The 21,034-nt window shown below is 55.9% G+C and carries 24 protein-coding genes and 1 pseudogene; 8 read left to right on the top strand and 17 right to left on the bottom strand.

The window, feature by feature from the left end:
* A pseudogene (locus C1H84_RS16685) lies at window positions 1–655 on the top strand (IS481 family transposase); the annotation flags it as partial.
* 81 nt (window positions 656–736) lie between these two features.
* Here C1H84_RS16685 and C1H84_RS16690 read toward each other — a convergent pair.
* Complete coding sequence (locus C1H84_RS16690; protein ID WP_113608029.1) at window positions 737–1,006, bottom strand: DUF4192 family protein; 270 nt, start codon at window positions 1,004–1,006, stop codon at window positions 737–739.
* A gap of 611 nt (window positions 1,007–1,617) precedes the next feature.
* On the opposite strand from C1H84_RS16690, the gene C1H84_RS16695 reads away from it, so the two are divergent.
* Window positions 1,618–2,058, top strand: a complete 441-nt coding sequence (locus tag C1H84_RS16695; protein ID WP_113608030.1) for a hypothetical protein — start codon at window positions 1,618–1,620, stop codon at window positions 2,056–2,058.
* Window positions 2,059–2,591: 533 nt separating this feature from the next.
* Window positions 2,592–2,861, top strand: coding sequence for a hypothetical protein (locus C1H84_RS18590; RefSeq protein ID WP_244910934.1), 270 nt, complete (start codon window positions 2,592–2,594; stop codon window positions 2,859–2,861).
* 308 nt (window positions 2,862–3,169) lie between these two features.
* Here C1H84_RS18590 and C1H84_RS16705 read toward each other — a convergent pair whose 3' ends face one another.
* A complete protein-coding gene (locus C1H84_RS16705) occupies window positions 3,170–3,475 on the bottom strand; it encodes a hypothetical protein (RefSeq protein ID WP_113608032.1) in 306 nt (101 codons plus the stop codon).
* Window positions 3,476–3,855: 380 nt separating this feature from the next.
* Between C1H84_RS16705 and C1H84_RS16710 the strand changes: the two genes are divergently transcribed.
* From C1H84_RS16710 to C1H84_RS16715, 3 genes are all read left to right on the top strand, one after another.
* Window positions 3,856–4,080: a DUF2188 domain-containing protein gene (locus C1H84_RS16710; RefSeq protein WP_113608033.1), complete on the top strand. Its 225-nt coding sequence runs from the start codon at window positions 3,856–3,858 to the stop codon at window positions 4,078–4,080.
* A gap of 531 nt (window positions 4,081–4,611) precedes the next feature.
* On the top strand, window positions 4,612–4,950 hold the full coding sequence (locus C1H84_RS18415) for a hypothetical protein (protein ID WP_220124924.1): 339 nt from the start codon (window positions 4,612–4,614) through the stop codon (window positions 4,948–4,950).
* A 274-nt stretch (window positions 4,951–5,224) separates the two neighbouring features.
* Window positions 5,225–6,064 carry a DNA/RNA non-specific endonuclease gene (locus C1H84_RS16715; protein WP_113608034.1) on the top strand — a complete coding sequence of 280 codons (840 nt, stop codon included), beginning with the start codon at window positions 5,225–5,227 and terminating at the stop codon, window positions 6,062–6,064.
* A 69-nt stretch (window positions 6,065–6,133) separates the two neighbouring features.
* Here the strand turns inward: C1H84_RS16715 and C1H84_RS16720 are convergent, their stop codons facing one another.
* On the bottom strand, window positions 6,134–6,760 hold the full coding sequence (locus C1H84_RS16720; protein WP_113608035.1) for a helicase associated domain-containing protein: 627 nt from the start codon (window positions 6,758–6,760) through the stop codon (window positions 6,134–6,136).
* Window positions 6,761–7,007: 247 nt separating this feature from the next.
* Here C1H84_RS16720 and C1H84_RS16725 point away from each other — a divergent pair, with 247 nt between their 5' ends.
* Entirely contained in the window at window positions 7,008–10,364 is a 3,357-nt protein-coding gene (locus tag C1H84_RS16725) for a type ISP restriction/modification enzyme (RefSeq protein ID WP_244910935.1), read from the top strand.
* A gap of 190 nt (window positions 10,365–10,554) precedes the next feature.
* Here C1H84_RS16725 and C1H84_RS18735 read toward each other — a convergent pair whose 3' ends face one another.
* The 10 genes from C1H84_RS18735 to C1H84_RS16775 all read right to left on the bottom strand — a co-directional run bounded on the left by C1H84_RS18735 (window position 10,555) and on the right by C1H84_RS16775 (window position 15,487).
* Window positions 10,555–10,785: a helicase associated domain-containing protein gene (locus tag C1H84_RS18735; protein WP_113608036.1), complete on the bottom strand. Its 231-nt coding sequence runs from the start codon at window positions 10,783–10,785 to the stop codon at window positions 10,555–10,557.
* Window positions 10,786–10,794: 9 nt separating this feature from the next.
* A complete protein-coding gene (locus C1H84_RS18740) occupies window positions 10,795–11,181 on the bottom strand; it encodes a helicase associated domain-containing protein (protein WP_113608037.1) in 387 nt (128 codons plus the stop codon).
* Between the two features lie 27 nt (window positions 11,182–11,208).
* Window positions 11,209–11,454 carry a hypothetical protein gene (locus C1H84_RS16740; protein ID WP_113608038.1) on the bottom strand — a complete coding sequence of 82 codons (246 nt, stop codon included), beginning with the start codon at window positions 11,452–11,454 and terminating at the stop codon, window positions 11,209–11,211.
* Window positions 11,455–11,923: 469 nt separating this feature from the next.
* Window positions 11,924–12,331: a ParB family protein gene (locus tag C1H84_RS16745; protein ID WP_113608039.1), complete on the bottom strand. Its 408-nt coding sequence runs from the start codon at window positions 12,329–12,331 to the stop codon at window positions 11,924–11,926.
* Window positions 12,332–12,333: 2 nt separating this feature from the next.
* A complete protein-coding gene (locus tag C1H84_RS16750; protein ID WP_113608040.1) occupies window positions 12,334–13,128 on the bottom strand; it encodes a ParA family protein in 795 nt (264 codons plus the stop codon).
* A gap of 81 nt (window positions 13,129–13,209) precedes the next feature.
* Window positions 13,210–13,434, bottom strand: a complete 225-nt coding sequence (nrdH, locus tag C1H84_RS16755) for a glutaredoxin-like protein NrdH (protein ID WP_113608041.1) — start codon at window positions 13,432–13,434, stop codon at window positions 13,210–13,212.
* Between the two features lie 76 nt (window positions 13,435–13,510).
* A complete protein-coding gene (locus tag C1H84_RS16760) occupies window positions 13,511–13,693 on the bottom strand; it encodes a hypothetical protein (protein ID WP_113608042.1) in 183 nt (60 codons plus the stop codon).
* A gap of 64 nt (window positions 13,694–13,757) precedes the next feature.
* Window positions 13,758–14,168, bottom strand: coding sequence for a hypothetical protein (locus tag C1H84_RS16765; protein WP_113608043.1), 411 nt, complete (start codon window positions 14,166–14,168; stop codon window positions 13,758–13,760).
* Between the two features lie 109 nt (window positions 14,169–14,277).
* Window positions 14,278–14,499, bottom strand: a complete 222-nt coding sequence (locus C1H84_RS16770; RefSeq protein WP_113608044.1) for a hypothetical protein — start codon at window positions 14,497–14,499, stop codon at window positions 14,278–14,280.
* Window positions 14,500–14,596: 97 nt separating this feature from the next.
* Window positions 14,597–15,487, bottom strand: a complete 891-nt coding sequence (locus tag C1H84_RS16775) for an ArdC-like ssDNA-binding domain-containing protein (protein ID WP_113608045.1) — start codon at window positions 15,485–15,487, stop codon at window positions 14,597–14,599.
* Between the two features lie 320 nt (window positions 15,488–15,807).
* Here C1H84_RS16775 and C1H84_RS16780 point away from each other — a divergent pair, with 320 nt between their 5' ends.
* Window positions 15,808–16,098 carry a hypothetical protein gene (locus C1H84_RS16780; RefSeq protein WP_113608046.1) on the top strand — a complete coding sequence of 97 codons (291 nt, stop codon included), beginning with the start codon at window positions 15,808–15,810 and terminating at the stop codon, window positions 16,096–16,098.
* A gap of 51 nt (window positions 16,099–16,149) precedes the next feature.
* Here the strand turns inward: C1H84_RS16780 and C1H84_RS16785 are convergent, their stop codons facing one another.
* The 4 genes from C1H84_RS16785 to C1H84_RS16800 form a co-directional block, all read right to left on the bottom strand.
* Window positions 16,150–16,455 carry a hypothetical protein gene (locus tag C1H84_RS16785; RefSeq protein ID WP_146956180.1) on the bottom strand — a complete coding sequence of 102 codons (306 nt, stop codon included), beginning with the start codon at window positions 16,453–16,455 and terminating at the stop codon, window positions 16,150–16,152.
* Window positions 16,456–16,680: 225 nt separating this feature from the next.
* Window positions 16,681–18,114: a hypothetical protein gene (locus C1H84_RS16790; protein ID WP_146956182.1), complete on the bottom strand. Its 1,434-nt coding sequence runs from the start codon at window positions 18,112–18,114 to the stop codon at window positions 16,681–16,683.
* A 1,108-nt stretch (window positions 18,115–19,222) separates the two neighbouring features.
* Window positions 19,223–20,060 (bottom strand): IS5 family transposase gene (locus C1H84_RS16795; protein WP_113608090.1). Its coding sequence is split into 2 segments (ribosomal slippage): window positions 19,223–19,753 and window positions 19,755–20,060, totalling 837 coding nucleotides; the frame shifts between segments, so codons are not numbered across the junction.
* A 191-nt stretch (window positions 20,061–20,251) separates the two neighbouring features.
* A complete protein-coding gene (locus tag C1H84_RS16800; RefSeq protein ID WP_113608049.1) occupies window positions 20,252–20,914 on the bottom strand; it encodes a GntR family transcriptional regulator in 663 nt (220 codons plus the stop codon).
* Between the last annotated feature and the right edge of the window lie 120 nt (window positions 20,915–21,034).

A 21,034-nucleotide genomic window follows, 5' to 3' on the forward strand; every position in this document is an offset into this window, starting at 1 on the left:
ACCGTGCACAAGGTCCTCTCCCGGTACGGGTGCTCCCGCCTGTCCTTCCAGGACCGGGCTACCGGCCGGTGCATCCGCCGCTACGAGCACATGGCACCCGGAGACATGATCCACGTGGACATCAAGAAACTCGGGCGGATCCCGACGGCTGCGGCCACCAAGCACTGGGCCGGGCGGCCGGGAACCGGAACAAAACCCGAACAATCGCCAATCGGAGGCCCGGCTACGCCTACCTGCACAACGCGGTGGATGACCACTCATGCCTGGCCTATACCGAAATCCTGACCGATGAGAAGAAGGAAACCGCGGCCGGGTTCTGGGAACGGGCCAACGCCTACTTCGCGTCGCTGGGCATCACGGTGCGTCAGGCGCTCACCGATAACGGGGCGTGTTACCGGTCCCACGCGTTCAGGGACGCGCTGGGGTCGCGGTGAAGCACCGGCGGACGCGCCCCTATCGGCCGCAGACCAACGGGAAGGTGGAGCGGTTCAACCGGACGATGTTGGAGGAATGGGCGTATGCCAGGCCGTACCGCACGGAGGCCGAGCGGGTTGCCGCGTTCCAGGGGTGGTTAGACTATTACAACTATCGTCGAGGACATACCGCACTGACGGGTCTGGCGCCGGCTGATCGTGTTCTTAACCTCCGTGGGTAATACAGCTAGTCATAGGTTTCATTGTCCTTGGTGTGGCGGTGCTGGGGATAGGGCTTGGTTGCCCCTCACTTAGCTGGTTATTTACTTATCGGGTGTGCTAGCCGATTTCGGTAGCTTCCCGCTGGTGAACAGTCGCCGTTGCAAGTGCGAGAGACGGTGCTCCGGGTCAAGTGCTAGTGCCTGGTCCAAGAACTTCATCGCCCCGGTGCCCTGTCCGGCCATCCAGCGCGCCCATCCCAGCGCTGCCAAGACGTTCGAGCGGTCCTCGCCGGCCAGGAACTCTAGCGCTTCGTAGAGCATGGCTGCCCCGGCATCGAAGATCTTCCGATCAGCGATCAGCGTATCTCCCATCAGCAGCTCGGCCAGTTCCTGCTTGGTGTGGGATTTCAGGCGTGCAACACTCGGGCATCGGGGCCTATAGGCCCAATTTCCACTGGAACATGCATACGACTTAATTTCTGGAAGATCGATAACATATATACTCAAAATCGTTTGTGCCTCCCGCTTCCGCGGGTCTAGCGAGCAGCATCCCCCAAGTGCTGCTCCCTGAATAAACCCTTTGCAATCCCCCAGAGGCTAGGGATTCGATGCGAACTGAGGCGGGGCGTATTTGCGAGAGCACGCCCCGCCCCTGAGGGGTGCGTGCTGCTGAGACCGTCGAAATTCGAATATGCCAGAGGAAGCTGGGTCCGTATAGGTGGCGTCTCACGCCGACCGGCCATCCATCCCTGCTGCCCGAGGGGAAACGGATCCACTTACAGCGGAAGCATAGTGGCGTAAACCGCAGAGCTTTTCACTCCGCGCCGAAGGTCGCCGTGGGAAAAGAACAGCAACGGGGATATGCTCAAAGAAGACCCTCATGACGCGAGAGCGCCACGGAGCAGCCATTCATACCATGGCCCATCCTGGGGTATGGCGACGTTGAGGAACAATTCTTAGCGCGTCCGGTTCTTGGGGGCATCTTGGATTCAGCAGCACGGCGCATATGGGCCACCCAACAGTTCGCCCAGTTACTCGCTAATGAGGAGGCGCAACGCCACCTGATGACCTACGGCTGGGTTGAAGGAATGCCGGTCATCTTCGCTGATCTCCAAGACCAGGTCGAAGAAATCATGGGTTTCGTCTCCGTCCACGGACGTGCAGTACTTCTGGCCGTCGGCATCCAGGAATACCACGAGCTGCAGCTATGGCACATCACAATTCCTAGTCCAATCTTCGCCCGCGTCCCACCCTTGCCCTCTGGCACCATTCTCGAACAGCTATGCACCAAACAGGCGCAGAACCGGCTTCGCCCCTTCCGCGTCTCCTTTTGGGCTCACAGCGCCGTGATCCACGAAATCCCCTGTTTCGTCCGGAACGATATGCGCCGTGTCGATCAATTAACCGCAACAAGTGATTCGTGACGATCCGCGACGCCCTATGACTGCCTGAAAAAAACCTGAGAACATTTTGCCAAGCTAAGCATGTACTTCACTAAACTTCACCCCATACAGACAAAATGGATGTGAAAGGCTTTTGACTAGGTATTATCTCGACTAACCTCTAGCCATATAGGGGATGCAGAATTGAGCTCTCTGCGCTCGAATCTGCTTCGTAAACGCACAGAAACACGCCCTGAGTAGAGCTTTCGTGCACACCTGTTCTTCCTGTGGGTAATCTCTTAGGGTGGAAATCACACACTAGGAGCCGCTGACCCGTGTGGGAAAGTGACTTGTTCCAAGTTGATGGGGATCACTCGGAAAACTCAAGAACACAGTGGGAGGTAGTACCAATGCCAGGACGTATCGCACGCACCAAAACGGCTGAACGTGTATCTGAACTACTCGGATCGCGAGAGGGCCGTAAGCATCTTAGGGCTCACGGGTGGGAACAAGGCATGCCCGTTGTTATGGCGGTACCTAGCGAGCCGCTTAATGATGTGATGGGGCTGGTTTCCATGCACAATCGTTCCGTCCTGGTCGCAATGCTCGACGCATACTCCGACACCTTGAAGTTCCTGCATCTGTGCGCACCGAACCCGGCATTACGTTGCGTCGATGCCGAGAACGATACTACCCAGATCAGTGATCTCTTCGCCCGCGCCGAGCGCGAAGGCTTGGTGACTTTCCGTTCAAAGTACTGGGACGCGAGCTCCGTCGCCCATCCCATCCCGGTCTTTGAGCCAGCCCCAGAAACTAGAACCTACGCACAGCGCTTCTACGCCTGAGCCCCCATATACGGTGTTAAGCCCTCTTTGAGCTGATCACGATCCAAGGCCAGTAATCGGTCAGGTCGTTCCGGGACGGGAGATGGCCTTGCAACCCATTTCCCCTCCCTGCTCAATTTGGCTCAATTTTGTTACTCCGAAGCGTAAGCTACCGCGGCCTAAAAGCTTGATCAGTCCTATGGGCGCTTTCGATACCTAGGACGAGTCCTAGGCGACATGCGGAGATATTTGAGTGCCTTAGGGTCTTCCCCTGCAGCGAGCAGATGCACAGAGCCTAAAGGGGTTACTTCCGTGATCGGACTCGGATTTTAAGCCTCTGGGCCGACTTCCGTGCCAGCCTCTGGACGCGCTTCATTGTTTGCAACGTCCTGAGCCTCCTGCTTCACGGCTTCCGGACTGTCGCCTCGAGCCAGCCGATGCACTGTATCGATCAAGTGCTGAACTTCAGTGACTCGCTGGGTCCAATACTCGGTATCAAGGTATCCAAACCCATTACTTGCTTCAGAGGCCAGGTCCTGGAAACTATTGCGATGGGTTTCCAAAGCGCTGGCCAGATCGTCGTACTGGTCACCGGTAAGGGAGAGATGAATGTCTTTTCGCGGGATAGTCGTCATAAATTCCGGGATTGTTCACTAATAACTGGTTCCTTGACCCTACGAGACAGTAACAGGGATACGTCAAGAGCACAGAGATTTACCTAGCAACATCCCAAAAAGCAAGTGGGCCATTACATAGTCTAGAGAAATCTCCGTCAGTTTTCTTCTCCCCTACTGGACCTTGAGGATCAGGAAGAGTATCCAGAGCGGCAACGCTCTGACAGGTACTTTTTAGATCCACAATTCCTTGTCGTTAGCTGGCAGAGACCCTTTTCTTCTTACTAGCATCATGGCGATCAAGACCCTCCACTATGTGAAGCCTCTGCAAGAGCTTAAACATACAACTACATCGCAATAGCCTATAGAAACTATAACGAGGAAACGAAGGATGCAGACTCATGGCTAAAGCAAGCATTGAAACATACTACGAAGATGGCCAGTGGAAGAGCCGCCGGCAAGGAAGCGGAAGAGCATTCAATGTCGGTGGAACGAAAGCTGAACAACAAGCCATAGGTCGCACAGCCGCACAAAACGACGGGGTTGAGCACATCATTAAGAACCAAGACGGAACCATCAGCGCCCGCAACTCCTACGGCAACGATCCCTACCCACCTAAAGGTTAAGCCCGAAGACGATAGGGGTACTAAACACCCCTTTGGAAAGGGGAGCCCAGAAAACAAGGCCCAAATGTCCTTCTGACACACGGGCATGTAATCGGACAGCATGATGGATTCCCGTTCTTACGGCCTCTGTCCGCTGTAAATCTTGGCACTCCCTACAGATCTTTTGCGATACCTAGCGCGGTATATGGCTACACACCTGATTCGTCTCGACATGGTGTCTTCCAGTGTCGCCAGGGTATCTATTAAAGTGAAATACGCGTACCGTCGAAAGAACATTCCGCGATAATATCCGTGGCCTGCCGGCACCAGGACAACCCACTGTGACTCATTGCGGTGTGACTTCCAGAAAATCTTTGGAAGTTGCTAGAGCGGAGGTACACGATGTCCACCCATGAACTACGATCCCACACAGCTGGACACGTCAAACACATCCTCGGTTCTCGCCAAGCGCGCATCCACCTGGCCTCGTACGGCTGAAGGGAAGGGACGCCCATCGTCCTGGCCGAACCACACGATCTACTCGATGACGTCATGGGACTAGTTTCAGTCCATGGACGTTCCGCGGTGGTCGCGTTCTATGATGAGCTCGCTGATCATCTGAGCTTCTGGTTCGTCTCGGTTCCGAACCCGGCATTAGAAAACGTACCAATCGAACCTAAAGGCCAGCTCTTGCGCGAATTCATCGCCAAAGCTCCAAATGGGACAAGAACATTCCGCGTTAGATATTGGGCATACAGTGCGATAACCTTTGAAATCCCTTGCTACGTCCGCAGCGACAGAGAACATCGAACTTCCTACACCACCCGTCCGGGCACAGGAGGTGAATCAGAATCTGAAGATTCCCTGGATAATCCGGAACCTATGGACTGACCTCTAGCGTCGAGAGTTAAGCTGGTCTTGTTTATAACTGAAAAATTAGCTTTTTCGCACTGAAGCATCCCACGGTCATCGCGGGATGCTTCAGTGTTTAATGCCCCCGAGGAAGCGGCGCCAACCAATGAAGGGTCACCACGGAGCACAAGGCACAGTCTCCGCGCACAGGAACGCTAGTCCCAAGTCGCACTGTGCCTAGGCAAGGGCCGACCGACATCCTACCGTGGTGCGTAGACCTTCAAAGTCTTGATATAGGGAAGGACGCCAGCACATGAGCCTGAACCCAACAGCAAAACCAGCCAATGAGTCTGCGGGATTTAACCCGCACTTCCTCACCACCATCATTGGTCTCCCCACGCCCAACGCCGAGCTTGCCGACGATCTAGTACAGCTCGACGGCTCTCCCGTCATCGATTACACCCACTTCTCCCTGGCCTTGAGTCGGTCGCGCAAGTTCGCTCGGTGGGTGGGTTGGAACATCGACGGCGCCCAGATGCAGCTGCTCCCCCGTACCGGTATCAACTTCTCCAAGGATCGTCGCATCCCGGCCGAAGACCAAGCCGGCGATGACCTCTACACAGAGAATCGGCTTGATCGGGGCCATCTGGCCCGCCGCGCCGACCTCACCTGGGGACCCAACGCCGAAGCTCAGCAAGCGAACAGGGATTCCTTCTACTTCACCAACATCACCCCACAGATGGAGGACTTCAACCAATCCCGACAAGCCGGCATCTGGGGTCGGCTAGAAAATGCCCTTTACGAGGACGTGGAGCTCGATGACCTGCGCTGCAGCGTCTTCGCCGGCCCCGTCCTGCGAGATGAAGATCAGCCCTACCGGGGTTACCAGCTGCCTGCCGAGTACTGGAAGATCATCCTCTTTGAACAGGCAGGGCGGTTCACCGCCCGGGCGTTCCTCCTCACCCAGAACCTTGACCGGTTGCAGGTGCTGATGGCCTTGGACGAGTTCCGGGTCTACCAAATCACCGTCAGTGAAGTGGAAGAACGCACCGGACTAGTTTTCCCAACTCCGGTGCATGACGCTGATGATCTAACACTGACCCATTCCAGCTCACGGAACCCGCTCAGTGATACCTCAGATATCACTTGGTGAACTCGCCATCAGATGGCCTCAAGTACTGAGAGCGGAAGTTCGAAGGTCGATTGAATGATCGTTACTTAGTCAGCACCGGCTACGCCATCCCGGCACTGCCTCGTTCAGCGCAGCTAACCGCCAGGAGGGTAAGGTGCTTTCGGCGCGAGCTTGATGCTGACGATGCAACCACACCCCAAGCCGGTGTTCAGGCTCAGAGGCGTAGGTCTTGTAGCGGGGCATCTGCCCGGTAGAGACGACATAAGCGCTCACCGCGTTCAGCATGCTTCTCCAGTGCTCATCGCGGCTCTGCTGTGGCACATCCACGTTCCAACCATCCAGTTGATCGAGAAGAACGATCTTCGCCGCCGACATGCCACCCTTTCGATAGGCATTGCGTTGCAGAGCCACCCACTGCGCCAAAGAGCGTTCTATCCCTTCGGCAGTACTATTGGGCAGCCGGTGGTGGGTTTGTTGGAATGCCAGCACTTCGGTGAGGCGTTGCCGCCACCGCGTGGACGGTCGATCGGGATCACGCTCGGCCAGGGCCTCGGCATGGATAGCGTGAAGCCCCGGGTCATACTTCTCTCTAACGCGTAGATGCAGGTGGATGGTGGCCACGTTGGCATGGCATCGGTCCGCGATTTCACGCACCGTCAACCCGGCGACATACATCATGTCCCATTCCGGGTGCCGCGAGACGTCCCAACCTGTCATGGCACTAAGCTACGCCACACTGTGAAACCTTTGAATAGAACCGTGTAGGAACCGTGTAGGAGGTCCACGAGCACTCCGCATATGAAAGGCGTTTCTGAAACGAAAACCCCGGCGTGTCGCCGGGGTTCGCTGATCATTTCAAAAACGACCGTTTATGCGCTGCAAACACAGAGCCGAAAATGACATCCAATCACTAACCAATTGAACTCACGCGATAGGCTTCTAACAAAGCGTTTTAGGAGTAGAAGTGACCAATTCCCCGCAGTGGCTGATAGATGCAGCTGTCGTTTTCGGTGATAGTTGCGCAGCTAAGCTTGCTGGCCCCGGGGATAAGGAAGCTGCTATCCGTTCTCCACTGGAAACTTTTCTCGGGAGCTTTGGCACCTCGATCGGTGTAAAAGCTGTCTTCCATGATGAGGTTCGTGACTCGGAACGTAGAGTTCGCCCCGATTACGGTGTCTCTATCAATGGCGCAATTTCTGGCTATGTTGAGGTGAAGGCACCGCAGAAGTCGGTCGATCCAGATACTTTTCGAGGACACGATAGAACGCAGTGGGAGCGGCAGAAAGACTTACCCAATCTGATCTACACCAACGGCACAGAATGGCGGCTGTACAGGAATGGCGAACTCTGCGGTCAACCGGAATATCTAAATGGTGGTGCCCTAGACGATCCTTCAAAGGTCTTAGTTCCTTCCCAAGGACTCGAAGCTTTGCTTCTTGATTTCCTAAAATGGCACCCTTCGGCCATTACAAGTGTTGGTTCACTTGTTCGTGCAGTAGCACCTCTAACTCGACTGCTTCGCGGAGAAGTTCTAGATCAGATAAAACATGAGGAAAAACAAATCAAGGCTGGGAAAGATCCTGATATTCAGCCTTTCCTAGGACTGGCACAGGACTGGCGCGCTTTACTTTTTCCAAGTGCTGATAACGCAACTTTTGCGGATGGATATGCTCAGACAGTTACGTTCGGCTTACTTTTGGCCCGAACGGAAAACATTGACATTCAATCTCGTTCGCTACATTCAGTAGGTTCTTCCCTAGGTGCTGAGCACTCTCTGATGGGCAAAGCTCTTCAGCTTCTAACTGATGACGTGGCAAAGGATTTCAAAGTCACCCTTGATTTGTTAGTCCGAGTTATCGGTGCTGTTAACTGGGAAAAAGTTCGTAAGGGTCGAAGAGACACCTATCTCCACCTCTACGAAAATTTCCTTGACCTATATGACAACGAGCTTCGCAAAAAATCGGGTTCCTACTACACGCCTCGTGAGGTCGTTGAGGAAATGACGAGGCTAACTGAGGACGTACTGGTGACGCAGCTTGGCAAGAGCCAAGGGTTCCGTGACCAGCAAGTACTCACTATCGATCCTGCTATGGGAACGGGGACTTTCCTCCACACAATTCTTGAACGTGTCGCCGCGTCGGCCGAGCACGCTGATGGTCCTGGAGCAGTTGCTGGCGCTGTTACCCAAGCCGCTGAACGTCTGATTGGGTTTGAACTTCAAATGGGCCCTTACGCTGTCGCAGAACTGCGCGCCCACGATCTTCTTGCTCTTCACGGAGCAAAGGCACCAAGCGGTGGAATGAAGCTTTTCGTGACTGACACGCTGGATGACCCTCATGCGGAAGAGACGCAACTTGGATCCGGTTTGAAGCTGTTAGCTAAGGCACGCAAGGATGCCAACAAGGTCAAGGCGGAAGAGAACGTTACTGTTGTTATCGGCAACCCTCCCTACAAGGAATTAGCCACCTCCCAGGGTGGATGGGTTGCGAACGGAAGCCCCTCACAGGACAGTAAAAAGAAGCGTACTCGCGCGATTTTAGAAGATTTCTTCTCACCTGCAATGCGCCAATACAAGGCCAAACTAAAAAATCTGTACATCTATTTTTGGCGTTGGGCGACTTGGAAGACTTGGGAATCGACCACCAATCAACCCGATAGCGACGCTGGAGTCGTTTGCTTTATTTCCACTTCCGGATACGTCACCGGACGTCCTTTTGTGGCTATGCGGGAGTATCTGCGGCGTGAATCTTCCGACGCGTGGATCATTGATCTGACCCCCGAAGGCCAGACGCCAGATGTCCCGACGCGAATTTTCCCGATGGTTCGCCAACCATTGAGTATCGGGATCTTTGTACGTAAATCAGGAACGGACACAAACCTGCCAGCAAGAATCCGTTATGTGTCTCTGCATGGTAGACAAAAGGAGAAATTCGATCAGCTCGCGAAACTGACACTTAATGGGCCGGAATGGAAAGAAGCTCGAACGGGTTGGACTGCTCCTTTTACCCCGGCTTCGTTAAACGGCTGGGATGATAATCCTGCGCTTGATGATTTGTTGCCTTGGTACGCGCCTGGAATCTTTGCTACTCGTACATGGATCTATTCACCATCGCCAGAGTTGTTAAATGAGCGTTGGGCACGTTTGATCGCGGCCCCAGAAGCTGAGAAGCCTGAACTGTTCAAGGAAGGTAGTGAACCACGGCTTCACAAGAGTTTCCCTGTCTTACCAGGAGCTGATACGTCGAAAGCAATCACTCCGCTTGCTAAAGAAACGAATCCTGTACCCACGAAACCGCTGCAAATTGGATATCGTTCCTTTGACCGTCAATGGATCATCCCTGATAGTCGTGCAATTCACCGAGCAGCAGCTCCACTATGGGCCGCACGTCAGGAGAATCAGGTCTATACCGTTGAGCTTCATACCCAAGTGCTTAAACCGGGGCCTGGCATCGTGTTCTCCTCGCTTATCCCTGACTATCATCACTTCAAAGGCTCAGAAGGTGGTCGGGTTCTGCCTGCACTACATCCCGACGGATCTGCCAATCTTGCACCCAAACTCGTTTCCTCGCTGGAGGCTAGGCTTGGACTCACCATCGCTGAGCAGGACGTATTGGCGTATGTTGCGGCTGTTGTTTCCCATGCAGGTTACACGTCAAGATTCGCCGAAGATCTTCAAACACCGGGTGTTCGCGTACCTATCACAACAAATGCGACCCTATGGACTCAGGCGGTTGAGCTTGGACGTGAAGTCCTCTGGGCGCAAACGTATGGAAGTGCCTACAGCGAGGGTACGCAACGTCCAAAAGACAACATCAGATTCGCAAATCAAGATCCACGCCGAGTCGTTTCCCTCAGCCCTGTAACTGCGCTACCGGAGCAGATCATTTACGATGCTGAAGCTGAAGAAGTGCATATTGGTGACGGTCGCTTCGGGCCTATACCTGTAGAAGCCTGGGAATACCAAGTAGGTGGCAAATCAGTAATCAAATCTTGGTTTAGTTCGCGTAACCTTCGACCTGGCGGTTTGAAATCTTCACCTCTAGATCACATGCATGTATCGGACTGGCAGTCTGACTGGACTAGTGAGTTCATTGACCTTGCTTCATTGCTAAGAAGACTGTCTGAACACGCAGTCGAACAACAACGAATTCTCGATCAAATCATGGGATTACCTCTAATCTCCATGGAAGATCTAGAAGTATCAGGAACAGTCTGGCCGGAGGCAGGTAAACGCGCCAAGCCCATTTACCCCACCGTTCTAGGATCGAATGCTGCTGGCGATCAGCAGGGCGAGTTCGATCTAACTATTGAGGAAGACTAGACTCTGCTCAGTCTTGCTGCACTCCTTTTCAACATGATGTTTAACACGATAGGTGTTGAGGTTCGCCCGTTAGATGGTGTACCTTCCAGAATCCCCGAACGGGCCAAGGATCGGCTGACTGGCCATTTGTTCTAGCCCTGTTCTACGTAGGCCGCTGAAACTCAGCGGCCTGCGCTGCCTAAGCGCTTGTTCAGCCGCGTCTATGCCAGGATGGCACAGCATCATCTAGTGCGGTCTTGCGCCATTCGATTAGGGTTCCTTTGGTGCGCTTCTGGTGTTGATTATGCAGCCACACGCCCAAACTACGTTCATACTCGGTGGCATAGTTCCTGTATCTAGGCAGGCTTCCAGCGACTTTTACGTAATCAACTACAGCGGCTAGTTTGGCTTTCCATGTCTCGTCTAAGCGTTGCTGGTGCAGGTTAACGTTTCAGTTGGGTAGCTGGTCCAGCAAGATGATCTTCGCTGCTGCCATCTTGCCCTGTTGGTAGGCGGTACGTTGGCTGGCTACCCACTGCGCCAGTGACCGTTCCTGGACTTCGCCCTGGCTGCTAGGCAGCCGCTGGTTGATGGCATGGAACGTCAGGACTTCATCGAGTCGCCTGCGCCACGACGTGGTGGGGCGGTCGGGGTCGCGACGTGCTAGCGCTGCTTCGTGGGTTGCCCGTAGTCCTGGTGAATATTTTTCTCTCACCTGTAGGTGTAGGTGGACGGTAGCCACTATTTGGTGGCACCGGTCAGCGATTTCTCGCACGGTCAGACCAGCCGCGTACATCATGTCCCATTCTGGGTGTCGTGATACGTGCCAGCCCGTCATTTCTCCAACCTACATGGTTTGTTTCTTTTAGTGGGTTCCCTGGTCTGGTTCTTTTCCGGTAGGTATTGGCGAGGGCAGGGTTTCCATCCAGCAGGTAGCGTTGATCGCTTGTTGCAGCGCGGCCAGGGCTTGAGCGACGGCCTGTTTCGTGTCGCGGTGGTCTTGGTTCCATGAATCGGTGCTCATGGTGATACGCCCACTAGCTGCGAGGTCTTCCAGCTCGTTAGCCAAGGCTTTGAGGTCATCGTAGATTTCCGAAGCATTGCGGGTCATTGGTTTTCTCCTGATTTTCAGTTAGTTAAAGGTCGGGCATCGGAGGGTAGGAAACAAGCCTCGAGATACCGAGTTATGCGTGTAGCCTCCTGCCCACATGGGCGCGAAAAAAGCCCTCCCGCTCCGCTGCTTTTCTCACACACATGATGGACAGCAGGAACCAATCGACCGACCGCACACAGCCCAAAAGTTGCGGTATCTGAGTTCTCTCGCGCTATGTGATCTTGGGTTGTGCACGGATCTCTGAGGCCATGCGCGCGAGTTACAACCAGGCATAAACAGCTGATGCCAGGCAAGTGATTGCACCGGCAAGCATCACGTACACCCAACGTTTATCGTGCGTTTCCGGCTTTAGTTGCTTACTAGCCAAGGCGACAACGGCAGCCCCGAGAACGAAAAATAGAATCGGCAATAGTGGCAAGTCGCTTAGGCGCATGAACGTTCTTTCTATCGCACTACGGTTTGCGCATTAGTCTTCCTTTTCTCCGTGGGCTGCTGCGCCCTTGGGCATGTCGTTGGCTTTCACAGCTGGCCAGGGCTGGCCACCGTTGTATTCGGCTTCCAGGCGCTCTACTTCCTTCATCACTGCCTTGTGAATGAACTGCGAGAGATTGCGGTTGCCCTCTGAAATCATCGTGTGCAAGATGGCTCCGCGTACCCGGTCCGTATCACTCATGTCCTGATAGAACGACACTTTATGCGGGTACTTACGCTTTTTTACCAATTCTTCGGCGGCTGGCTTCGACACTGCGGGGGCAGCCTTGACGGCCTTTTTAGGTTCGTCCTGCCGTGGCGCGGCGGCTGGCGCGGCTGGCACAGGATTTACCGGGCTAGTTCCTGCCAGATTCGATTTTCGGGCTGCTGGTCGGCCTGCCATAGCTACTTAGCTCCTTGGATAGTGGTGAGGTGATCGGCGTACATCTCGCTTAGCTCCATCGCTTCGGCGCTCCCCCATTCATCGAGGGCTACTGATGCTTCGGTAGCATCTGCGATGACTACGCGCTTTGGAACTGGCGGGGTAAGCACCCTAAAGTTTCGGGCTTCGGCGGCCGCGTGCAGCTCGTCAAGCCAGGTTTGCCCTGCAATAGTGCGGCCTTCGTGCTGGTTCACCAGGACACCGGCCACTTGCAAGCCCTGGTTATAGTGCTCCCGCACGCTCTCAATGGTGCGAAGGAGCTTGGCCAGCCCGTCTAGGCTCCACTTCTTGGATTGCGTAACGATCAGCACCTTATGGGCTGCTGTCAGGCCGTTGATGGTGAGCTGATCCAAGCTAGGGGCACAGTCCACCAAAATGAGGTCGTACCGGTCGGCCACTTCTGCCAGTGCTTTGCGCAGCTTCGATTCCCGGCCGGCTCCCGTGGTGATCAGTTCCTCGCCTACGGATGCCAGGGTGTCGCCTGCGGTGGGCGCAATGTCCACGCCTGGCCAGATCGACGGCACGATAACATCTGAGAGTACTTCGTCGGCTCGGGCGCTCAGTACGTCCGCTAGGCCCACCTGGTCATCTGATACCGGCTCGGCGGCCAGCGCATCGGTTAGATTTCCCTGGGGGTCCAGGTCAACAACCAGGACACGCAATCCCCGCCGAACAGCGGCGCGCGCCAGGTTAACCGTTGTGGTTGATTTCCCGACGCCGCCCTTTTGGTTCGCCAGGGCGATGATCTCTGCGTTCACGTTCTTACCTCCAATAGTGGTAACAGTACTAACAACTCTAAAAGTACTGTTAGGGGTATGTTTCTTATAGTACTACCAAAGCTAGAGAGATTCGATCTTATCCGGCCTAAAGCCCGACCAGTGATCATTGGCTGTCACCACTACGGGTGCTTTCATGTAGCCCAGGCTGCGCACGTAGTCCAACGCTTTCGCATCGGTAGATATGTCCACCTTTCGGTACTTGATCCCTTTCTTGTCCAGCGCTCGGTAGGTGGCGTTGCACTGCACGCATGAGGGCTTGGTGTAAACCGTGATTTCGGAGTCCATGACTTCTCCTTCCTTCTAACTCTAATAGTACTGTTACCGGTGGCGTAATGCAACGGTAACAGTACTATTGGTGCCGTCATTTCGTCGCGTAGCGTCGAGCTGTTGCAATGTTCTGCATGAGGTCGATTACTGCCGCTGCATCGTCGGCGGGGCCGTGGTAGCGCTTGCGCGTTTCCTTGGCCAGCTCGGCGCGACACTCTGGCGCGATCCCTTGGATGGTCTCGGCGGCCATGCCCTTGATCTGTTCAATGGTGAGCATTGGTCAATCTCCTGTAACTCTTACAGTACTATTACCGCCGGTGTCGGTAATAGTACTTTTGGTGTTAGTTCGTCCTGTAGCGCGGGTTCAGCACTTCGGGGCCGTCGTAGTCGATGGCCAGCGCTGCGCGCTGTAGCTGCTCGATGCCGATCCCCTCGATTTTTGCGTGCTCTGTGCCGCGTGCGATTTCTCGGGCTTCAATCTCGATTTCATCAGCGGGGGTCAGGCTGACCATGATGCCCATATTGCGGGGCCGCGTGCCGCGCGTTCCTCGCGTGGTCATCGGCAGGACTCTGGCGGTGAACAGCAGGCCGCCGCGCTGGTGCGCTCCTGGCACTGCGGTGAGGTCGCTAGCGCCGAGCGATCCCAGCACACCTAAGCCGAGTGCCTGCCGGAACTGCATTGCATTGGCGCGATGCTCTTCGCTAGGGCCGCACACTGCCTGCTGGTCGTAGATGAAAATTGCCTTGTTCATGGGGTTTCCTTCCTTCTCGTTTTCTCTTCTAACTCTAATAGTACTATTACCGCTACTGAAACGCAACGGCAATAGTACTATTCTTCACGCTTCCTGCTCGTCAGCGTTCTTATTCGCCGTCGGCTGCGGGGTGGTGCACCAAAGCTTTCTGGAACTTCTTGAACTCGATGCGTGAAACAAGCATGCAGGCCAGGAAAATTGACCACATGCTCAGCCGTGAAATCATTTCATAATGGCGTGCCACGGCTGCACCCAATGCCACTGGCATGCAAAGCAGGGAAATAACCAAGTGGAGCTTCCCGGCTAGTGATACCTTCTTGTTGCGATTCATGTCGAACCCCCTTCTATTTGCTTTCCTTTACTCCTTAACTCTAATAGTACTATTACCGCTACTGGAAAGCAACGGTAATAGTACTATTAGTTGAGGTTTAGGCGGCTTCTTGGGTTTCTTCCGGCTCAGTGATGGCTTCGGCTAGTTGGTGTGCTGCTTTGAGGACTCGGGCTGCGGTGTCCTTGATCATTTCGGTGTCTCCTTGGCTCCATCCGGCGACGTAGCCGATGCTGTAGGCGCTGGTGTCCAGTCCGAGGATTCCGGCGACGATGTAGGCCACGCTCTCGGCTTCGGTTTCCTTGATGCCCCGGTGCTCGATGTATTCGGCGGCTTCTTCTTCGGTGCTGTGTAGGATCACGTGGGCGGCTTCGTGTAGTGCGGTTTTGGCTGCCTGTGCTGGTGCTAGTGCGGTGTCGATGACTACCTGGCGGCTGCCGTCCGTGGTGGTGTAGCCGTTGGTGCTGCCGCTGATCGGCTCGCGGGTGACAGTCCAGCCATGGCCGGTGAGATAGTCGGTCACTGCCTGGGTGATGCCCTGGGGGTCGTCGCCGGTGAGCTTGTGGGCGATGGTGCTGGGGTCTTCGGCTTCGGGGTCGATTAGATCGGTCTGGGCCATGTCGAACACGCTCACGGGGAAGAATCGCACCGCGCTGTGCTCCTTTTCTTCTCCGGTCTGCTCGTCTTCTGCCGTCCATTTGACGTTGCGGCCGCCGAAAATGCGGATGCCGGTTTCTCCCTTGCGTACCTGGCGGCCGAGGTTCTGCCAGGTGCGGTATCCGGCGACGTGGGTAGCGCCTGGGCACTGGGCCATGATCAGCAGTAGGTTTCCTACGCTGTAGCGGTGGAAGGCCTGGGCGAAATTCAGGTAGTTAATCCATGCGTCGCTGTTGCGCAGCTGCTCGACCTGTTCAGCGATTTTTGTCTGCATTGCTTCGGCTTCGGCGCGGCGCTGGTCGGCGGTCTTGGTGTTCTTGATCTTGCGTGCCATGAGATGTACCTCCAAAAGTACTATTAGGGCTAAATGAGATGCTCGGTTGATCACCTCGTTCCTGATAAGCGGAGCATTCCTGGCATAAGGTCGCGTAGCGCAACCCGCAGGGCGGTGGGGGAGAGAATTTCTGGGCGGGATAAGGGAGCTTGCGACCGCGCCCGGAAAATCTCGGAGGAGCCGGGGCGTAGCCCTTGCGCGCAGCGGCCGGCCAGGCATGATGGAGCGCCAGGAACGAGGTACGAAAGAGTGGGGTAGGGGATAGGTCGGCCGCGTGCGGCCGTCCTTTTGTCTGTGCCAGGGCGTAGCCTTGGCTCGTTATGTCTGACGAATTTGTTGAGGTGCGTTTTACGGCGGCTGGTGTGCCGTGGAAGATTCGGCGCGGCGGCCGTGTCTGGCAGGCCGCGGTCGAGCCGAGCCGTCATTTTGAGCGGGTGAACTGGTGGGAAGACCACTCGTTCAAAATCAAGAAGGGGGCTGCTGATCCTATTGATTTTGCGGTGTGGCGGGTGCAGGTGAGGTTAGGGGCTAATCCCCGTTCGGATCTGCTGACATGGGATCTGGTAGAGCATCCTCGGGATGGTTCCTGGACTGTGCGAGACGTGGCGTAGATGCGCGAAAAAGGGCCGGCTAATGTAGCCGGCCCTTTTTTGGTGAGCTGATTAGATGAAAATATTAAGTATGAGCGCAATAAGCACGATGGGAACTGCGCTGTATCCCAGGATTGTGAGTGCTCGGTTTTCGGTCGTGTTCTTGTAGCCCTGGAAGTGCGCTGTCTGCCAGATAATACGCATCAAGCAGGCTACAGCCATGGTCACTGCTGCTAGTGCGATTCCAAAAAGTACTGTGAGTGATCCTGAGATGATCACGCCCAGGATCAGCAGGATGGGGATCAGCGGCGCTGCGAAAAAGAGGGGGCGTTGTTCGCGCATTTTTAGCGCCGCTTCGATTGCTTCTCCTTCGGGCATATGGCAAGTCTAGGTGTATCGTCGGACAGTTTGGGCTTCGCTGTTCTTTGGTGAGTGGTGCCTGGTCAGAGATCCGTGCACATGTCATGCTCGCGTGTCGTGTGCTAACTCGAGTACTAAACGTGTGGCTTGTGTGCGGTCGGTCGTTTGGTTCCTGCTGTCCATCATGTGTGCGAGAAAAGCCGCTTGCGGTTGAGCTTTTGTCGTGCCCATGTGGGCAGGAGGCTAGGAGCATGCCCCGGTTCGGCGTGCGGCTGCCAGGGCGGCGCGTGCGGCTGCGGCACCTCGGGAAACGGTGCTGCGCAGTTGCGGGCGCTGCGCGGCTTGCTGGGCGCGGCGTTCGGCTGCTGCTCGTGCGGCGGCGCGCGCGTGGCTACTGGCGGCTGCTGCTCGCTGGGATCGGCTGGTCATGACTTCGCCGGTCGGGGTCATCCACTGACGGAGCCGGTAGAGGATCGCTGCCCGCAGGATGCGGCAGTAGTCGATGTAGGACTGAGTGTCACGATCATGCTGGGGGAGTGCCCCCCAAGCTTCCTTGCCGTGCAAACCGGGGGTGGTACGCCAATCCAGGGCGTGGTGAACATCTGAGATGGTCCAGCCCGCGTCAAAAAATGGTTTGACCATGTTTAGCACGTTTTTCTTGGAAAAACGTGCTAAATCTGGCATCAAACGCAAGATTTCAGCGGCAGCCGAGAGCCCCTGGCTTCTTGAGCTGATGCGTCGGTTGGCCGGCCACAGGGTGACTTGTCGCTGATCGCGGTGGCGAGTTTGCACGGCGCAGCCGTGCCCATGATTTTCAGTGCCGCGTAGCGGCTCATTGTGGGTGTTTTTCTCGCGCGTGCGCGTGTAGGAACTTACTTCGTAAGTGGTTAACCCCCCTACGGGGAGGGGTTCTAAGTTATTTCCACAGGTACCAGTGGCGCCCTTTTCTGTGGTGCTGGTACTGGTTGGTGCATCAGATGTGTCCTGGGGGCGTAGGCCGCGGCCGATGGGGCGGGTGATGACGTAGACGGGGGCTTCGTTGGTGGCTGGTTGGCCGGCTTTGGCGGCGTAGGTGGCGCTGCGGCCTGAGGCGACGATGCCGAGTAGGCCGTGGGTGCGCAGGAATTTGAGGGCGTTGCCGACGGTGGCGCGGCTGACGCGGGCTTTGGTGGCGATGGTGTCCCAGGTGATGCGCACGGTCATGGTGTTGTGGTCGGTGTAGCGCAGGAGTACCCAGAGCACGGCCATGATGTTGCGCTGGCAGTCTTTGCGGCGGCACAGCAGCTCGTCCAGGGACCGGGCCGCACGCCAGGCTTGTGCGGTGTGATCGACTTTGCGGCTGCCAGAGGGGATGGCCCAGGCAATCGCGCGGGGGGAGGTTTCCTGCGCGCGGGAGACCCGCTTGATATGCAGCGGGGCAGGGGTATGTGCGTGTTTGGTGGCCAGGGATTCTTTGGCCGCGTTGAACTGCCGTTTGCCTTTGGCGGTGAAGTTTTCGGGGGTTTGGGCTTTGGTGAAGGGGCGGTGTCCTTGGGCGGTGTGGGCGAGGATCGCGGCCACACGGCCGTCACGTGGCCGGGTGCACCAACGTGCTTTTGTGGGCTGGATCGCGGTGTTTTGCGGCGTTTCGGGGGTGCTGGTGCTTGATTGGGCGCGCGGAGACGCTACTATAGACATACAACGTCTTTCCTGTAAGAGGGTAAAGAAGGGGGAGCGTCCGGTGTGGTAACCGGAAGCTTCTGGTCAATCTGGTCTGTCTAGGTCGGCAAACTCATGCAGATCAGATTCGAATTCTTAGGTAAGTCCGCGCAGTGCGCGGACTTTTCCTTTTAAGGCTTGTCGATAGGCAGTTTTCCTTCGTCATCCTTTGTCGGAGCCCAAGCAGGTAGGCCCCGTTCATCAAGTTCAAGGTTTTCGATCATAAGATCGAACATGGCTGCACCTGACAGCCCAGCTTTGGATGCCAGGTCGGTGAAGAAATCCTTATTCTTCCGCTGGACCTTCCACCCTAAAGCGATGGGGTCGTTTACGGACCCTCGGGGTCGTCGTGGTGATGTCATAGTCCTACAATACGAGATAGCGACATCATTAAGAACCCTACGACACGCTTAGCTTGTATGTTCGAAACTTATTTTTTTCGACTGTGCTGTTGTTATCGTGCCCGCGAAAATGTCTTACAACCAATGCTGCTCACTTCTTTGGGAGCCATAGGTTGCGACACATAGTTATAAGAATTTTGAACTGTTGAGTTTCCGCGGATTTTTCGGTTGGGGAGTGGTATCCATTGAGACGTCCCGCAACCCTAAGTTGTGAGATGAGCGAACGTTTTCGCCTGTCGACAAAATCGCTATCAACCCACAATATGCGGGGTGGTGATTTCAAAGCCAGGACTGAGCATTCGGAGAATCGGGTCGAGCCAAGGGCTCTTGATCCTCAGTTGCGCATCAATCGAGAGGGTATCCCTGAGAATACAGTGACCGGGTCCCGCTACCCAGGCAACGTCTATTTCGCGGTACTGCTGATGGAATCTGCGCGAGCGGAGCAGAGTCTGGTCTACATCGGAAGCAACCGCAGCCGCAGCAGGAACGGAAGAACGAAGGAGTCGGCTATTAGAACGATGGCGAGGGTGGTGCCCCCAGCTCCGAGGGAGCAGGGGACACCACCCTTATATGCCCACTCTTGCTAAGTGTAGCGAGTAGAAGCTGTGCGCATCGTCTGGTGGAAAGGCAGTGGGGTTAGCCAGGATTAGTGAACGCTCAAACGGACGGTACTAGGGCATGTCTCTTTATTGACTCAAAGCTCCGCTCCACACCATCACAGCGTGCATGACAACTGCTGCCCGGTACGCGACCGCGAGCTTGTCATAGCGGGTGGCCAGTGACCTCCACTGCTTCAAGGAATTGAAGCTGCACTCCACGACATGACGACGCCTATACGCCTTCTTGTCGTAGGACACTGGCCGCCCACCAGCTGACCCTTTGCGCTTGCGGTTGGCTTTCTGATCATCCTTTTCCGGGATGACGCACTGGATCCCGCGGTCGCGCAAGTACTTGCGGATTGCCTTGGAAGAATAAGCCTTGTCGGCCATAGCCCGCATCGGACGGGTCCGCGCGGCGCCAGGCCCGAGCTTCTCCACTCGGATCGCGTTCATGAGGTTCTCGAACATGGGCGCGTCCCCAGCCTGACCGGGCCCCAGCAAGAGCACCAGAGGGCGCCGGTTGCCATCCACCAAGGCATGGATCTTCGTGCTCAACCCACCTCGGGAGCGCCCGAGGGCATGGTCAACCGGCTCGATCAGCAGATTCTTGTGATTCGATAGGTCCCCCTGTGTGGCGGGTGATGTTGGTGCCATGCTGGTGAGCACGATTGATCGTGGAGTCCACCGACATCTCCCAATTGATCAGCTCTCGGGCATCAGCCTGGGAAAGCAGAACGCCAAGGATCGTGTCCCAGGTACCATCGGCACTGAAACGGCGGTGGCGTTTCCAGACGGATTGCCAAGGCCCGAAATGCTCCGCAAGGTCACGCCATGGAATCCCCGCACGGTACCGGTAGATGATTCCTTCAACTGTCCGTCGGTGTTCGTTGAAGGGGCGGCCGGGTCTACCGGTGGAATCTGGCATGAACGGGGACAGTAAATCCCATTGGGTATCGGTCAAAACGCGATAGCGGGATTTCACCTATCTATCGTGGCAAGAACGACCCTGATGATTTAGGAGACACGCCCTAGCAGGAAATCTTCGTGCGCATTGAAACAACATATTCCAGCCCGTTGCTCTTTACGAGAACCCGTGGCAACGTTGCGTCGGCACTGTTATTGGCGGGTGGGCAGTGCTTCCTCAACGATGTCGCCGGGATCGTGGCAACGGCCCAAAGCACGGATGATGGACTCTATTTTCCCGGAGGTCAGGCCAGCCAAGATATTGCGGTGCTCGCTGGCGACTGCAGCTTGGTGTGCAGGGCCCAGTGAGTAAGCTCGGGTGATACGGCGCTGTATCGGGTGATCCCAGATGCCGGCCAGCGTCTCGCGGAGGTAGGCATTCGGGCAAGCCTCAATGAGCTTGATGTGGAATTCCTTGCCAAGCCGGAATTGCTCCTCGGCGTCACTTGCATCGACTGTCTCGAATTCATCGATGAGGGCCTTGAGGCGGACCAGCTGCGCAGGGGTGTGATTGCCGATGGCTTGGGTCAGTGCCAGCTGTTCCAAGTGGTAGCGGACCTGGAAAACATCGCTCACGTCCTGGGTGGTGAGGTCGTTGACTACATAGCCCCGGCCGGGCACCAGGGTTGCCAGGCCCTCCATGGCGACTTGGGCCAGGGCATCGCGCACGGGCGTGCGGGAGACGCCGTATTGGGCAGCCACCTGTTCTTGCACGAGGGCAGCGCCGGGCCTGAGCGTGCCATCCACGATTTCAGTGGCAATCCGCTCATGGACCCTTACGGCCAGCGGCCGTGCATCGTGGGCTCCTGTGGCCATTGTTACTCCTGGGTACGTTTCGCGTCGTCCTTCTGATTCTAACCTTGTGACCTGTGATTCCCGAGAAGCGGCAAATATAGGCGGGAAAGCTCTTGACCGCAATGTATCCACTGTATACGG

Source organism: Glutamicibacter soli (genome assembly GCF_003309065.1).
GTDB classification, from domain to species: Bacteria; Actinomycetota; Actinomycetes; order Actinomycetales; family Micrococcaceae; genus Glutamicibacter; species Glutamicibacter soli.